General features: G+C 54.0%; 11 protein-coding genes and 2 pseudogenes. 7 read left to right on the forward strand and 6 right to left on the reverse strand.

What is annotated here, in order from left to right:
- Positions 1 to 1,347: 1,347 nt before the first annotated feature.
- On the forward strand, positions 1,348 to 1,725 hold the full coding sequence (locus HYG82_RS42805; RefSeq protein WP_235218224.1) for a CBS domain-containing protein: 378 nt from the start codon (positions 1,348 to 1,350) through the stop codon (positions 1,723 to 1,725).
- A gap of 123 nt (positions 1,726 to 1,848) precedes the next feature.
- On the opposite strand, the gene HYG82_RS42810 is transcribed toward HYG82_RS42805, so the two are convergent.
- Complete coding sequence (locus HYG82_RS42810) at positions 1,849 to 2,202, reverse strand: hypothetical protein (protein WP_235218225.1); 354 nt, start codon at positions 2,200 to 2,202, stop codon at positions 1,849 to 1,851.
- 1,218 nt (positions 2,203 to 3,420) lie between these two features.
- Between HYG82_RS42810 and HYG82_RS42815 the strand changes: the two genes are divergently transcribed.
- Together HYG82_RS42815 and HYG82_RS42820 are read left to right on the forward strand one after the other, a co-directional pair.
- Positions 3,421 to 4,587, forward strand: coding sequence for an MFS transporter (locus HYG82_RS42815; RefSeq protein ID WP_235218226.1), 1,167 nt, complete (start codon positions 3,421 to 3,423; stop codon positions 4,585 to 4,587).
- Between the two features lie 188 nt (positions 4,588 to 4,775).
- The gene (locus tag HYG82_RS42820; protein WP_235218227.1) at positions 4,776 to 5,429 is read left to right on the forward strand and encodes a ribonuclease HI family protein; all 654 of its coding nucleotides are present in this window, start codon (positions 4,776 to 4,778) and stop codon (positions 5,427 to 5,429) included.
- Positions 5,430 to 5,533: 104 nt separating this feature from the next.
- On the opposite strand, the pseudogene HYG82_RS42825 reads toward HYG82_RS42820, so the two are convergent.
- The 3 genes and pseudogenes from HYG82_RS42825 to HYG82_RS42835 all read right to left on the reverse strand — a co-directional run.
- Positions 5,534 to 5,617: pseudogene (locus HYG82_RS42825) on the reverse strand (IS6 family transposase); the annotation flags it as partial.
- Between the two features lie 215 nt (positions 5,618 to 5,832).
- The gene (locus HYG82_RS42830; RefSeq protein ID WP_235218228.1) at positions 5,833 to 6,663 is read right to left on the reverse strand and encodes a phosphosulfolactate synthase; all 831 of its coding nucleotides are present in this window, start codon (positions 6,661 to 6,663) and stop codon (positions 5,833 to 5,835) included.
- Positions 6,664 to 6,786: 123 nt separating this feature from the next.
- A pseudogene (locus HYG82_RS42835) lies at positions 6,787 to 7,783 on the reverse strand (IS630 family transposase).
- Positions 7,784 to 8,370: 587 nt separating this feature from the next.
- On the opposite strand from HYG82_RS42835, the gene HYG82_RS42840 reads away from it, so the two are divergent.
- The 3 genes from HYG82_RS42840 to HYG82_RS42850 all read left to right on the forward strand — a co-directional run bounded on the left by HYG82_RS42840 (position 8,371) and on the right by HYG82_RS42850 (position 12,306).
- A complete protein-coding gene (locus HYG82_RS42840) occupies positions 8,371 to 8,562 on the forward strand; it encodes a hypothetical protein (RefSeq protein WP_235217913.1) in 192 nt (63 codons plus the stop codon).
- Complete coding sequence (locus HYG82_RS42845) at positions 8,555 to 8,806, forward strand: hypothetical protein (RefSeq protein ID WP_235217914.1); 252 nt, start codon at positions 8,555 to 8,557, stop codon at positions 8,804 to 8,806. Before HYG82_RS42840 ends, HYG82_RS42845 begins: the two co-directional genes overlap by 8 nt.
- Before the next feature lie 440 nt (positions 8,807 to 9,246).
- Entirely contained in the window at positions 9,247 to 12,306 is a 3,060-nt protein-coding gene (locus HYG82_RS42850; protein WP_235217915.1) for a PAS domain S-box protein, read from the forward strand.
- 149 nt (positions 12,307 to 12,455) lie between these two features.
- On the opposite strand, the gene HYG82_RS42855 is transcribed toward HYG82_RS42850, so the two are convergent.
- Positions 12,456 to 12,689, reverse strand: coding sequence for a hypothetical protein (locus HYG82_RS42855; protein WP_235217916.1), 234 nt, complete (start codon positions 12,687 to 12,689; stop codon positions 12,456 to 12,458).
- A gap of 2,392 nt (positions 12,690 to 15,081) precedes the next feature.
- On the opposite strand from HYG82_RS42855, the gene HYG82_RS44780 reads away from it, so the two are divergent.
- Positions 15,082 to 15,210, forward strand: a complete 129-nt coding sequence (locus HYG82_RS44780) for an acyl-CoA carboxylase biotin carboxyl carrier protein subunit (RefSeq protein ID WP_484549571.1) — start codon at positions 15,082 to 15,084, stop codon at positions 15,208 to 15,210.
- 107 nt (positions 15,211 to 15,317) lie between these two features.
- Here HYG82_RS44780 and rdfA read toward each other — a convergent pair whose 3' ends face one another.
- Positions 15,318 to 15,983, reverse strand: a complete 666-nt coding sequence (gene rdfA, locus HYG82_RS42860) for a rod-determining factor RdfA (protein WP_343233115.1) — start codon at positions 15,981 to 15,983, stop codon at positions 15,318 to 15,320.
- Between the last annotated feature and the right edge of the window lie 212 nt (positions 15,984 to 16,195).

Raw genomic sequence — 16,195 nt, forward strand, 5'->3', positions numbered from 1 at the left:
AATCTCATGGTAGAAGTTGTATATGGATTTCCTAAATAAAGAGCATCTGTTGCCGAAGTTATGGAGCGATGATGGATTACGGAAACGGTAGTGTAGGCTGATCGATGGCTATCTGAGGCTGCGCTCGGGGTGCCCGATACAAATTCGAGGCATCGATTGATTGAAAGTTTGTAAGGGACCGTAAACCAACAGGTCGACGGCTGCGATGATACTGATCCCGAATTCTTCAGTTGAATGTGAGAGGACCTACTGGTTCGATCGGATGAAATTTCGAATATTCGTGTACAAAAGGACCGAGTGATTCAGATCCATGATGAGAGTTGCATCTCTCTGCAAACCCAACTCGAAAGGCAAGGGGTTGATGGACCGTCCGTATTGCTTCCAGACAAGCTCGGCGAGTACAACGTACTAGACTGTGACGGATATTGGAAGCAGAAACGGGCGTCGATCCCATCAGGTGTTCACGTCCAAGTACAGGCTGATTCTTTCATCGACCTCCCCCTCGATTGACCTAACATGAAATTATAAACTGGCAGACGATAGGACAAGAAGCTGACAACTTCGCTGTCGTATGGCGTTTTAACTGATAGTATTGATAGCGTTGACGTCGCTTTGAATTGTATATTTCCCACAATAATGTCAGAGTCGGAGGTGGCTCTCGATACCACAGATCAGGGTCGATGTAGTATCAATCACTATATCTCACCGCAGGTTGATCGAATATTCGGTCAGATGTAGCGAAAAGTTTCCTTCGTTAGAATTGGGCGTACAGCCCCACATACAGGACTATGGAAGGATTAGTTCTGTTTCTCCAGTCGATGTAGTAAGTAATTTTACCCCGAAATTTGGATTTTTAGACGAGTGGTTCGCTGACCGGGATGTGTCCGTCGGCATCTTCTATACTGCAATGGGTCACTTCGTAGAAATTGAGATCCTTTCGCGAGCAGAATTAGTCGAGTTGGTACTCCAAGAAGGGGTTACATGAGTACGTTTAGCATTTCTAGACCGGAAGTTGCGGAGAAATGGGTTTATTTCGTCCAAAAGCTATGCTGGCATTCTTCGATCTCCATGATACCCATCGAAAGTACGGCTCGCCAATCCACAGGATGGGAGGCATCATCGCCTGGTGATGGCGCATTTAGACCGGGATGGATGTGGTCACGCGGCCTTGTTGAAACCCTCACGCAGTGACACGTTTCGGCGGGTGTGCTGGCTAGAGCGTGCGTATCTCGCGCCCTTGCACCCATCAGTGGAGTCCTCCCGCATTCTATCTGCTACGAAAGGGGACCCCGTCGCTGTTACACTTAGAAGGAACACATCTTAGTGGACGCGTCTGTTCTTAGAAGTATGTGTCCCAGCGATAGAGTCACTGTCAAAGATGTGATGTCCACACCCCTGGAGACGATCTCGGAGGAGGCGACGGTCATGGAAGCCGCACAGCAGATGAGAGAGAAGGACATCAACGCACTAGTTGTCAGAACCACGCCGCGAGCTATCATCAGCAGTACTGATGTACTCGACGCCGTTGCTGGCGGACGAAACGTCGCGGAGTTACAGGTAACTGACGTAATGATCACCAATGTCGAGACCGCTTCCCCGGACCTTTATATGGAGGAAGTCGCCGCGATGATGACCACTTACGGTATCAAACACCTCCCGGTCGTCGACAACGATTACGTCGGAATGGTCTCCTCAACCGATATCACTGCCCACCTGTCGAAATAAGGACCACGGACAAGCGAAATGATATCGACAGATACACTCTCTATGCAGCACACGCTCTATATCAACCTTCGAGGGTTTCAACAAAGCCAGTCACGCGTATTGTGACCTGTCTCCCGCCATGGCTCAGTCGTCAAAACCGGCAACCTGAAACTGAGTATCCGACTCTTGCAGGAGGCGCTCGGCCCTATCGTGGGCAGACAGGTCGCCTTCATCGAGAGATTCATGGACGTTTTCGATGGTTTCTGGTGTCACTTTTTCAGTTACTTCGACGGTTTCCACGGGCCGAATCAGTCCCCATAATGCACCAATCGAGTGAACCAGGACCGCAACCGGTGTGAGCGGAACGAACACCAGACATAATACCGGGCGCTTCCGATATGCCCAGAGACCGGCGAGCAGATATACGAACAACATGCCTGCCAGCGCCAGTGAAATTACTTGATAGCGTGATAGAATCGGAACAGTCCCTGGCAGCAAAAATCCTGCAACCAACAACAGGGGGCACAAACGGTGAAAATGCCCACGCGATGATACGTGTGTAGTAGAGCGGTCGATACCACAGCGGGAGCATGTTTCCATCCCTCACTGTCCCCGAAATCCACCGACGTCGTTGCTTGACCATCGCATAAAGTGAGGGGGCGCTTGATTCCGAAACCGCACGTCTAGCACACGGAAGGAGACATCCAGCGCTTGTGCTGCCCGCCAGATGAAGTTCGTATCCTCGGTAATCGTCGAAACGTCCCATGTGATTTGATCTTCGAGCGAGGTGCGGACAGCCACACCACCACCCCACATACAACGGATATTGGAGCCGATGGAAACCGAGCTGTTCGAATTGGTACCCGACACGGAATACCTCGGAGAGATATGTTAGCTTCGAGCCAGTGTATAGCGGCTTTTCAGTGAACTGAATAACGTCTTCGTCAGACACTCCCCCGAACCCAGCCATGAGGGTGTCCTCATCCAAGTAGAGAACGTACTTTTTGTCGCAGGGGACGTGTCGCCGCGCCCGCTCGACGGCTCGACCTTTGTTAGTCGCGTGCCAGTCAAACTCGTCGGGGACGACATGAACGGACACCCCCCTCGATCGAGATATCCACTTCTACAATGACATGCACATCAGTAATCTCGTCTTGGATAGCACCGACTGTCGCTTGGATGACTGCCTCTGCACCAATTGTCAAGGTGCTTATTTGAATGTCATTAAATTCCCCGTCGATTTCGTCATCGTCGACTTATCAACCGCGGGCAAACACGGTCGTTTCGTACCACCACCAGAACACCGAGAGGCCGTACAACAAAGCAAACCACTGTATACAGACAATTATCCACAGGGTAGATGCCGTGCCGACACTTGGAAACATCTACACACTCACGTGTCTCCTACAGATAGTTGCTCCCTTGGTGACGTGTTCGATCGCAGTCCATCCTTTTTAGGCCACCATACAAACATTATCGCGGTATGGCTCACATCTAGCTGGTTAATATACCCTCTGTATCGGTCACGGCGATCCTGACAGAATCTATGGTATTCGAGGCGACTGTGCGAGATAGGGAACGAGTCTCGCATGGCAGTAGCCCACAAGCGTGAGCGGTGGAGTCGTTCGATACAGAGGTCCGCTGTCACAGACTGTAAAGTATGTGTCAAGTATGTGTGATCGGTATAGTTAACAAACCATAGTCGGAATCTTCATCATGGTCTCTCGGTTTTGGCGGATCGTATTTGCCGTGACTGGCTGGCACATCGCCGCAAGTGTCTGTTACTATGCGATCTATGCCGGAACGCCACTCTTTCAAGACGCGTTCGGTTTGTCCGGCTTCAGGGTCGGCCTCGTGATCAGTGCACTTACACTCGGCTACGCGATCTTCTTGTTGCCCTTCGGCGTTGCGACCGATCGGTTCGGTGAACGTCGGACACTAACCGTCGGCTTAGCCGGACTCGCCTTGGGCATGCTCCTGGTCGCCGTCGCACCCACCTACTGGCTATTTCTGGCTGCCGTTTTTTTACTCGGGTCGATGTACGGCAGCGCCACGCCGGGAACGAACAAGGCGATTTTCGACCAGATCAACGCGGAACGTCATCACCGTGCAATCGGGATCAAGCAGATCGGGCCAACCGTCGGAAGCGCCATCGGCGCTGTTATTATCACTGGGCTCGCCGGTCGGTTCTTCTGGCAATTCGGGTTCCTCGTCGCTGGAGGGGCCGGATTAGTGACCACTGGCGTATTCTTCGTCGTGTACCGCAGGGCATCCCAGGGCGATACGACAGCGCCTGATTTTCGAGGGTTACTATCAAATCACGCGTACGTCGTCCTGTTACTGGTAGGCGTGTGTATCGGCGCCGCATTCTACACGACGGTCGGATATACCGTCCTCTTTATCGACAAATCGATCGGAGCGACCGTCGCAACGGGCGGGCTTGTCCTCGCGTCGGTGCAGGTCGTCAACAGCGCTAGCAAAATCGGCGTCGGCATGTTGGCGGACATTCTTCCGGGGACGCCGCGAGCCCGAACGAGCGCGATGTTGGTCGTCCAGGCGGCGGGTGGTGGCGTATTGTTTCTGGTGCTTCCGGTGACCGAGACGCCGCTCACGGCGGGTTTGGTGTTTGCCGGCCTTGGCGTGTTCGTCCTCGGGTCGTCCGGATTATACTATTCCTGCATTTCGACGCTCGTCGGCGACGAAAAACTCGGTGCCGCTTCGGCCGCGGGACAGTTAGCCATGACCGTCAGCGGGTTGTTCGCGCCGCCGACATTCGGATACCTCATCGATGCAAGCGGGTTCGGGGCTGCCTGGTCGTTCTTGGCCGGTCTGTCGTTCGTCGCCGCTGGACTTGGCCTGGCAGTGGTTTTTGAAATCGTGTAGCGTTTTCACCTGTTCAGGACGCAGTTCTACTGAGCGGCCGATTCAAAACACTCTGCAACCAGTGCCACCTGAAGAGATTATCCCGCTCGACCACCGAGGACCGATATGCAGTGGTGCGACCAGCCAACGATATCATCCGGGAACGAAGGTAGGAGGGCCCGAAACCGAAGCCTGAAGGGGCGAGTGACATGACCGACGACCCGCTTCCGGCCGAACACCTCTCGCCGCTCGCCACGCTCGCCGACGAGGTACTCGCGGAAGTCGGCTACGAGGTGGCGGCCGCCGCCGACGCCATCGACGACGCTGTCCCCGGCTACGGCGGTCTATTCGACCCCGCGACCACCCCGGCCGAGTTGCGTCGCGCGCTCGAAAGCCTACTGGCGTCGGAGGTCACCCGGCCACCCGTTCCCGAGTCAACGAGCGACACATTCGTTCTCTACGTCGACGGCAGTTCGCGCGGCAACCCCGGCCCCGCAGGTGCGGGCGCTGTGATCATGGACGCTGCGGAGGACCAGCTCGCTCGTCTCGGTCGACCTGTCGGCTCCCGAACGGGGAACAACACTGCCGAGTACGTCGCCCTCCAACTCGGGCTTTCCGAACTGGTAGCTCGCTACGAGCCACAGAGGGTGGAAGTGCGCATCGACTCGATGACGGTTATCCGAGACGTCTGGGGTGGCGATGGTCCGACTGAATCGGGCGTTGAGACGTATAGCGAGGCCATCACAGCGGCACTGTCGAGCATCCCGGAACACCAATACACGCATCTGAGCGATAGCGACCCAAACCCCGCCGACGCACTGGCGACAGTGGGAGCCGATATCGCGGCCTTCGGACCTGGATAGTAGTGGTTTGTCGCTTTCAATCCGACATTCGAGCTCCGTTGAAATCCTCAGAAGCTATCGTAACTGTTAGAATATTCTACTCGAAGATCGTTGCTAGGCGGTGCCTCAACACCAAATATTTCGGGCGCTCGAACAGTATTCGAACGCGAGAGCCAAGCAAGATGGAGCGGAATACTGAGCTTCATCAACAGCCACATTCGTCGGACTCGGAGCCGAGATTCGCCTCGGGGAACTCGAGCGTGCTGGATTGGTCCCAGTGATCGTCGTGCCCATGGCGTTGATGGGCAATAGTATCACGTCGCTGGTGCTGATTACGTGGCTCGTACCGGAGGAATCGATCGAAGCGGATTCCCTCGTCGATGGTCCTCCGGAGGCGACACCGAGAGCGACTCGTTCGGCGGTGTCAGGAAACTCGGTTCGAGAAGGAGAACGTGCCCATCTTCCGGCGCTGTTGTTCGAGTGGCATGATGTATTCCGGATTCACATTTCCAAGATTTACCTCCTTCCCGACGGTGTCGATGAACCACCACGTCGTTCCGAGAACGTCGTAGTAATCACCGAAGGGGACTTCGAAGATGACGTTCTCAATTCCCACGTTATCGACGATCGCATCGACCACCTCGACGGCCTTGTCACTCGATTCCTCGTCCCGAATTTGGCTCTCGACCTCCTGCATCTCGAAGATCGTCATGTCCGCTCCGGCATCCAGACTCTGTTGGAGTTCGTCGACAGCGTCCCCGATGTCTATCCCTTCGTCGACGTTTTCTCGAACGGCCTTCTTGCCGATCTCCGAGATGACGTAGAAGCCGAGCTCGTCGGCTCGCTCGATCAGTTCCATCTTCTCTTCGGGCGCCATATCGACGACGGTCGAGGAGATCTCGATGCCCGGGATCCCGACGTCGCGAAGGTGTTCCATGTACCGGGTCGTGCATCCCTCATGGAAGGCGGCCTCGACTGTAATTCCACCGGGGAACGCGGTGATATCGTGCTCGTCGAACATCATCAATTTCGACTGGAGCAGTTCCGGTGGCTCAAGTGCGAAGGCGCCGTAGGCAAACTTGTACAGATCGATGTAGGGCCCGATGTACTGGCAGAGGTCCTCTACGTAGTGTTCTCCCTCGATCTGAAACATCGCCCCTTCCGCCATCGTAAGTCCTCGTTGTCGTGGCTTCTTGGTGCGATCTTCGTGCATGAAGGAGTAGTCCTCGCCCATGTACGTGAATTGGCTATCCATATCTGACACACTATGTTTACTTTCATCCACTGTATATATCTATTCACTGGATGTGCACTTCTCGGGCGGGGAAACCGTCGGACGGCTCGTTGCTGATCCGCGCCATCCGGGCTAAAGTAGACGTTAGAAATAGTTGCTCGTTTCAGGGATAGAGAATTTATCAAAAGCGGTATCGATCGTTGTTGTGAGCTCAGAAAGAGGGCCGAAGGATCGGTTGCTACGGGCTGATTGCAGCTGTCTCCAGCACTCTTCGACTGGGTTGAATTCCGGTGAATACGCTGGTAACGTGACGAAGGCGAAGTCGTCACGGCCGCCAGGTCCGTGACGGCCGACGCCAGGAAATACGGTGCTCCCTCTAACACAATGATCAAATCATCTCTGAACTCTTTTCATGACACTAGGATTAGATGTTCCGCATGTTCGGCGGTCGCGTACTCTTCAAATTGAGAGAAAAAGCGATCACCGTTCTCGGTGATCGTGCCCAACAGACACGTCTCATCGCGGTGTCTGGAGAGTTCGACCGTCGGCCGCGTGCCGCGCGGAAACCATTCGGCACGCGGCTCAACTTGCACAGATTGCTTCGTTCGATCGATACAGACTACTGTGGCGTCCATCGCCCGCCACTTTTTGAGTTCTTCGTGGAACATTTCTTGTTCGTCAGTCTCAGCTTCAGCGGCTGTGCGGCGTGGTTTTTGATAGCTCAATCTCGCCTCTTTGAGCAACCGCCGGCAACTCGGGACTGAGTAATCAACATCGTCGATCTCATCGAAATACTGCTGGACGAGCGCCGGCGTCCACGCCGGCGCGTCAACCCCAACTTCTTCGGGTGAGTCGTGGATAGCTTCTCTGAATTCTTTTACTCTTTTCCTGAGAATTTTCGCTTTCTCTCAGACTGATGATCATCAGTCACAGCCTGCTCAAGTGACTCGTCCGTGTCGAATCGCTTGAGCCAGCTATAGATCGTGCGTCGCTGACTGTCGTACCACTCGGCTAGTTCAGTCTGTGTAATACTATTTTTGTACGCAATTGCCACTAAGAGCCGTTGTATCGGCTTCTTTTCCACCACGTTGTCGAGAGCATCTTGCAATTCCTCGACAGAGACCTCGTCGAGATGATCCACCAGCCTCAGAAACCATCTATGAGTAGAAAGTTCTAACAGTTGCTATAGCAACCCCGTTCGAACACCTTCCTCGAGAGCCACTGGACGGTCTGGATGAAGTGCTGGATTGGTTCCATCCATTCTTGCTGAAAGGCGACTTGCGAGAGGTGGAGATTCTACGGTGGGACCAGAGTATACGCACTCGAGAGCGAACCCGATCCGCGACTGACTCGTGACGACGGATCGAATCGTGGCTACTACAGCCGGGTTAGTTTACTTCATCTCGTTACCTTGCTTGATCCTATACAGGAAACTATAAGTAACTACCGATGATCAGCGAAATTAGTGGCGCAGTACCGCCAATTTGCGTAAAATTGGCCGGGTGGTAGGACACCCGACCTGCGTCCCAACCGTTCAGGGACAATGTATATTCGAACACCAACCTACGAAACCGTTTCGGTAGTACCGACTGAACAAACCAGCATCGAATACCCGAATTCGAGTGCCGACGCAGGCATCTATTTTCGGGGCTGACGGCCGCTCGAGTGGGCGATTCCGCCGGCAACCGACCTCTCACTCAACGACGGGAGTCAGAAGGGTGGTCGCGAATGACTCCCCGCGACCGTGACCGAACGCGGGTTCGCCTCGAGGAAGTGCTCGCAGAGATGGAAACGCTCGATCGGCACTTGCTCGAGCCGCTGACCCTCGAACCGGCGATTACGCACATCGAGATGACGATCGGCGTATACGAGGGACTCGAGACCGACGTCGAGGATCTCACGAGGGTGGCCGATGATTGACGCCACCGTCGGCCTCGCACTCCCCGTTAGTGACGAGCCATTCTGCGGGATCGGCGTCCGCCCGTCTGATGGCGCTGGCTCGGTTGCTCCACCGCAGTTAGAGCGCGAGACGGCGGACGACCGCCCCGAGGATGGTCGCGAGTTCGCGAGAACCAGCCGCGCTTGCAGGACTACGGTAGCCACCTCGAGCGTCACGGTCGTCGTCGGTCCGTGCTCGAGACGCGATTGGAAGTGGTCCCAGTGACACCATATGTCTCTCAAACGGAGTAGTTACAGAGCGGAGTGGTGTGGGTGGTTCTGTGAGAGCTTTAATCACGAGGTTCACAACGGCGAGAACGGAATTAATCGGGTCGTCGCCGGGAATTAGTCTCGAGCGTTCATGACTCGCGTTCAGAAAAAGTACGTGGATATCAGTAACACCACAATGCCAAACCTCGGATCGAGCTTCGAGGAACTGCAGACGGAGATGAGGTTTCAGGTAACCAATTGACAGTAATCGAGATGCGGACCACACCACATCCAGTGAGGGTGAAAAGAAGAGATGCGAATGTTTCATATTGATATTCCCTCTTCGATATAATTCTAGTCTGTTTTCATCCGGGACAGAAATAACGTTGGGGAATAATCACCAAAAGCCAAACAATTCCAACACAGTTATCACCACGTTCGGAATGTGTTCCGATAGTGAATTTACCAATCCGGGTTCTCTACGTGAATAGCCGATCGGAGGTGGAGGGAGATCCGGTAGGAAGACTCGGTACCTGGGACGGTCGACTTCGTATCGACGTGGTATCCACTGCGGCCGAAGCGATCGACCACCTCTTTGGAACATCCTACAAGGGTCTCGTGTATGAGGCTGGCCTTCCCGACGACGAATGGGCCGAGCTATTCGGCACGGTCACTGACCACGGACTCGACATCCCGATCATCCGACTCGGTGAGGAGGCAGACGGCGTGAACAGTAGTATGGGAGAGACAGTGGACGAAGACGTTCCAGCGCCAGTCACGGACTGCATACAGGTGCCGGCGGACCAGCGTCAGTCGCGTGAATTTCGTGACCGACTGCTGGAAACCGTTCAGCCAGCCGATACCAGGTATTCCAACGAGAGAGCAGGACGCTTACTGTCAGCCATCGCAGGACAGGCGAGCGACGTTTTCTTCGTCTACTCTGGAGACTGGAGCGAGCTCTACTTCGTAAACGAAGCATACGAAGATATCTGGGGAGTACCGGTGTCCGAACTGCGTAACGACCCCGAATCGTTTCTCGACTACATTCACCCGGAAGACAGGGAGAAGGCCATAGAATCGATGAAACGGCTCGAATCCGGCGAGCCGGACCAGGTCGAGTATCGCGTCCAACGACCGGACGGTGAACTCCGGTGGATTCGCGGAAAAACGGAACCGGTCGTCGAAGACGGCACCGTTCTCCAGATCGTTGGATACGTGCGTGACATCACCCAGGAAAAAGAGCGCAAAGAGGAGTTGCAGGCGCTCAAGGACCGGTACGAGGCACTCGTCGAGCACGGACAGGACGTGATGGCCGTCATCGATCGATCCGGTTGTATCTCCTACGTCAGTTCCTCCGTCGAGAACATCCTCGGCTACGAGCCTGCTGAACTACGGGGAGAGAACGCGTTCGGGTACATGCATCCAGCAGACCGACACAACGCCTGGTCGACGTTCTCGAGTTTGATTAACTCCGATCGGCTTCGAACTGATCGGGTACAACACCGGTTCGAGACTGCGGATGGTTCGTGGGTCTGGCTCGAGTCGATCGGTAGCAACATGACCGACTCGTCGCTTGACGGGTACGTCATGACCGGTCGCGACATTTCCTCCCAGAAAGAACGCGAACGCGAGCTCGACCGAACGAACGCGATACTCAGTACGCTGATCGAATCGATGCCGATCGGGATACTGGTAGAGGACGCCTCTCGATCGGTGCTGACGATGAACCGGCGAATGGTGGAATTACTCGACTGGGAGGGCGAGCCAGAAGATGCCCTTGGCAGAGATTGTGAGCGCCTCGCTGAAACAGTCAGCGAGCAGTTTTCGGACCCAGAGGGGTTCGTCGATCGGATCGACGAACTAGTAAGCGCCCGTGAGCCGGTTCGACGGGAAGAACTCTCGCTCGAAGGCGGTCGAACGTTCGAACGGAGTTACCTTCCGATCGACCTCCCTGGTGATAGCGGCCACCTGTGGCTCTATCGTGATGTAACTGACGAGAAAGAACGGGAGAAAACCATTCGAGATGCGAAGACGAAACTCGAAGCCGCGATCGAAGCTGGTTCCGTCGGTACCTGGGAATGGGACGTAGAAAACGATGCAATCGTCACGAACCCTAGCTTTGCGAGACAGTTCGACGTCGCCAAGGCAGAACCAGTCGATGCGATTTCCATCGACGAGTTCCTCGATGCCATCCACGAAGACGACACGCCCCGTGTCAGTTGGGCGGTCGAACAAGCCCTCGACGAGTGCGGTGACTACTACGAAGAGTATCGCGTCCGAAACGACGACGACGAACTCCGGTGGATATCGGCACGCGGCACAGTCGAGTGTGATGAAGATGGAAATCCGAACCGATTCACCGGCGCAGCGGTCGATATCACCGATCGGAAGCGACACGAACGTCAACTCGAAGAATTGAGTCGAACGACACAAGAGTTGGTAGCAGCGAGTAGCCGCGAATCTGTCGTCGATACCGGTGTACGAGCCGCTCGAGATATTCTCGGACTCGACGCAACGGCGATACACCTCCGAACTGAGGAGCAGACAGCACTCACACCCGTTGCTGCGACGGACGTGTTACGCGAGTTAATCGGAGACCCGCCGACGTTTACTGGTGGCGAAAGCATCGCGTGGCGGGTCTACAAGGAGGGTGAGCCGCTCGTCTACGACGACATCAGGGATGATTCGGACGTCTACAACCCGGGCACACCGATGCGAAGCGAGATGTTCCTCCCCCTCGGGGACTACGGCATCATGATTGCCGGTTCTCCGACGAGCAACACGTTCGATAGACAGGACAAGGTTCTCGCGAAAATACTGGCGAACAACGTCACCGCTGCGCTCCAGCAAGTCGATCGAACGAACGAGCTTCGCGAACGGGAACGTGAACTGGCGAAACAGAACGAACGGCTCGACCAGTTCGCAAGTATCATCTCACACGATCTCAGGAATCCATTGAACGTTGCGTCGGGAGAACTCGATCAGCTAACGCGAGAGGTCGATTCCGAACACATCGCTAACATCGAATGGGCCCACGATCGAATGGATGAGCTGATCGAAGACATGCTGACCCTCGCCTGCGAAGGGGTCGATGTAGGCGAGACCGAACGCATCGACCTGCGCAGACTCGTCGAAGACTGTAAGCGGAATATCGCCACAGAAACCGCCACGATTCGATGTATCGACAGCAAGACGCTTACGGCAGACGAGAGCAGAGTCGCTCAGGTGCTCGAGAATCTCTTCCGGAACGCGGTTGAACACGGGGGCGACTCAGTTACGGTAACAGTCGGGACGATGGAAACTGGATTCTACGTCGAGGACGACGGTCCCGGTATTCCACCGGACGATCGAGATCGGATATTCGAAACTGGGTACTCACCGGGAGTCGAGGGCACTGGTCTCGGCCTCGCTATCGTAAAAAACGTCGCAGACGCACACGGCTGGAGACTCGCTGTCACGGACGGAACTGACGGAGGCGCTCGCTTCGAGTTTTCGGACGTCACGTTCGTCGACTAGCGCATTAGCAGGTGAATTTGATCCAGGAGTCGTCGAAAGCAGTCCGCTCTATATGAAACGGCATCGCCCTGTATACGACGCCGTGTTCACCGTAGTAGAGTACTATCTCCCACCCCCAACCGGATCAACGGGAGAAAATGATATCCGAGTCACTGTTCTCCGTCCGTAATCTCGAGAGGGGCCGCGTTGCCGGCTTCGAGTTCGTCGAGAACTCTGAGCGCATCGATGGCTTCGTACGGATGGATATCATACTTTGATGTGTATCCGGTAGCAATAGTCCATGCTCTTTCGGCGATATCGGGATTCGTTTCCTCGTGACGATATGAAAACTCGGCTAACGCAACGGCAATCAAGAGATCATCGCGGGGTTGTTGGACTGACATAGGTGGTAATTCACGTATTGTATCACATCAACTGGTAGCAAAAACGCCGATCGCGTCGGCGTTTCGAACCGCCCATTCCCGTCGGTAATCTACCAATGGGCGGGTTTGGGACCGAGTTACGGTATGTCGGTGCTATGACGTTGAAGTGCTCCCAGGGAGGCGAGGTTTGAATGTCTCGGAGATGATCGAGAGTGGATCTACGATCGTTTCCTTCCCCCGGCCAGCCGAACTATTGAATGGATAGCCTATTAACTTATTTAATGATTGGAGATACCTCTTCCGATTAGTGAATATAAAGAGGCCAATATCGGATCGAATCCCTCCATTTGTTTGATGGTATTAGCCTGTTTGCTACAAATATTGGTCAGATTCAATATATTTTCAAAGGGCTTGAAGTAGCGCAGTCATCGCTGACAGGAGCGGGTACCTGTAACTGAGAGTTCCGATCTACGACAACGCAACCCTCGGCGAATCTGGACTGTTGTCATCCGTCCGTTGGTTCCGCTTCAGAAGTGGATACAAGTGCGTTCGACGCCGGTCGAGCGAAGAATGCCTCTGTACCTCAGAGCGACTGTCCGAGTGCGTACAGTCGAGCGACAACTATCCGAACGGCTGTCGCCGTCTGTTCTCATACGTGCGATTCTTGTCCCCGCTGCGTGGCACTCACGGAACTGAACTACGAACAGCGCCTCCAAACTAACTTACCGGCCGGCACGTCTCTCAAACATGTCTACCCAAATACCACAGTACATAGTTACTTCTGTTTTCGCGGCTACTTCAGTAACACGCTATAAATCCACAGTATATGACCTGTAGATGTATTACACATAATAGTAATGTTATACTTTTGCAATACAACTTCGCCACTCACCAGGTAGATCGGTGAGTCGTGAATCTGCGTATCGTATGGACTCGGTCTGAGGCCACTTGCGGAGTACATTCCGTCTGGTAGAGTTACAATGATTAGATATATAAAGCAAGCCATTGAATAATTCGTCAAATTATCGGCGATGATTAGTATTATCGTGATTTTTCGCCACACGTATTTTACGACGAAATGATACGTCACGATCTTCGTCCTGGCATCCAGCGACAGTAGCAAAAAGATTTCTTGTGGAGCCACTATATATTGTATAGTATCTACACTACTATCTACTCATATGTGTTTCTATAAATCTGACTATTGGAACCGCTTTACCCGCGTACTCGAGTCGGGCCCCGTATCAGCTAGTCGATATACTCGTCGTACGTTTCGTGTTGGGAACACTTCTAGCGACGCACAACGTATTTTGATCTACAATAGTGAATGGGCGATAGGCGAGTGGCTGGGGTCAAAACCCGCTCCAGACGGTTTAGCGATTGAAAGTGGAGTACTCTTGCAACGACGAGAGTACTCGAAGTGCGACTATGAGCGCGCTGACGGGAATCCTCGAATTGCGGCCAGCCAGTCGCCAATGCGCCTCGACGTTCTGGTGAGGGAAATAACAATCCTATTCCTGTTATAGCTCGAGAGTCGGTTGCCTGCGCGGCCCTAATCGCACCAACTTAGACAATTCGACGTCACGATGGAGGGGTCATATACGTACACCATCATCGACCTAAATGGGAAAGGTAGAACCGGCGATCGAACAAATCCGTCTGTCGTAACTGCGTACGGTCGTTCCGACCGCCCTCGTCGACTTTCGATCGAAGGCGCTGAACGGTTTCGACGTCGTTGCTCGCCCACGTTACGATGTTCCCTCTCTGATCGCATCGGGGTTCGATCTTGCATACGGTATAGACGGTTTGCCCGAAGAGACGGGATTATGCTAAAGTTGCTGGACTTCGACGCCGATATTTTCCAGCAGCATTACTGTTCTTGAGCCAGTTTGTACGTCAATGGGTGGATTTCGGTCTCAAGAATCAGACGTTGGTCGCATTCCCAGGCTCTGTTGAACAGGAAGATGTTCCCATAGAGCACCAACAGAAAGGCGTTTAATCGGAACGCCAGTGTGTGATAATAACTCATGAAATTTGTTATCACACCATATAAGAAGGTAGATGATTGCTGACTCGCCGGTCGTAGCGACACGGCTTGCAAGGACAAACTCGTCGGTGAATGTCACTACCTCGACGAGGACCTCGAGGAAGAAGAGATCTCGGAGGCACAGTCGCAGTGGGGCTCCTCAGCAGAGTCCTTCGACGGCACTGACAGTGACACGACTGTCGAGGAAATGACCGTCGAAGTAGACGGGCAGCGGTTCGAAGTGGTACTCGGGACCCAGGATTAGCTGTCAATAATTCCGCACAAGAAGCCTCGAGTGGATCGAGTGCCAATACGGGCTCCGCTTCCAGTTCGAGTTCGAACGGCGATACGGCGGTCGCCATGAACGGCCAGCAGATTACCGCAGAGATGCAAGGTTCCATCCTCGAAGTCAACGTCGCTGAGGGAGACGATGTCAGTGCTGGAGACGTAATCTGCGTCCTCGAAGCGATGAAAATCTCATCACGATGGCCTGCGAGACCGCAGAGACGGCCATAGAGCGCGCTGACACCGATATCGACGACGTGTCGGCGATATACAGCGCGAGCATCATCGGTATTTGAGGACCGTTTGCGTCTGATCCGTCCGTCGTTTCTCGACCGGGGCTACTCCGACTGACACTCACAGCTACCTTCTCTGAGCAATTCAACGAGGCCGTACTGAGTGTTGCAGTCTTCACAGAGGACGGTGATATCGATGAACAAATGGAACTCTCCGAGCGAAATTTGGTTCGTCTCTTTGAGCTGGGTAAGACTTTTTTCAGTTACAGAGCGAATCCGAGATTGCAGTCGTTGACTCGTCTCGATAACTTTGTCTACTCGAGTCGTCTCACTGTCACGCTCGTATTCAGCTCCGTAGACCTTTTTGAGATACGAACGAATGGCCTGGTATGTGACAAAGTCGTGTTCCAGTTGGTCGACGTCTACACCATTCTTCTCGAGTCGTGCTCGTGCTTCGGTTCGGTTTCCACTGCTGACGTCGTCGCTCGTCAACAGCCGGTATAGATTGTCGATTTCGCCATCAACTGTCGACACCCCAGCGGCTGCCACCGCCGTTTCGAGCAACGCTTTGTTGAATCGATCGGCAAGGTCTCGCAAGCTTTCTCGTCTGTCTCCGTCTGCTGTCCAGAGTTCTTCAAGGCGATCACCAGTATCCGCATCTAAGTTATACGACTTAATTAGACGTGCTACTTTGGTATCGGACTCCCCGTATGAGTTTTGATTTTCGCCGTTGGTTGGCATCTGATATTTTGAATGGGGAGGAACACGCATTAAGTCTGAGGATACACACCTGCAACGGCGGGTGAGATCAGGACGCCTCGGAAAATTGCACCTGGGATCTCGTCTGTCCGTTCTCTAGTCCGACGATGCGGTTCTGTGATTCGGGCAAGGGGACATCGTTCAGCTTTGCTGGTTCCAGAATATGTAGAGGTCTGCAACGATGGTTCGGCGGTTTTTGAATCGGCGTTTCTGAAATACCTTCC

It is taken from the genome of Natrinema halophilum, assembly GCF_013402815.2.
In the GTDB taxonomy this organism is placed as follows: domain Archaea; phylum Halobacteriota; class Halobacteria; order Halobacteriales; family Natrialbaceae; genus Natrinema; species Natrinema halophilum.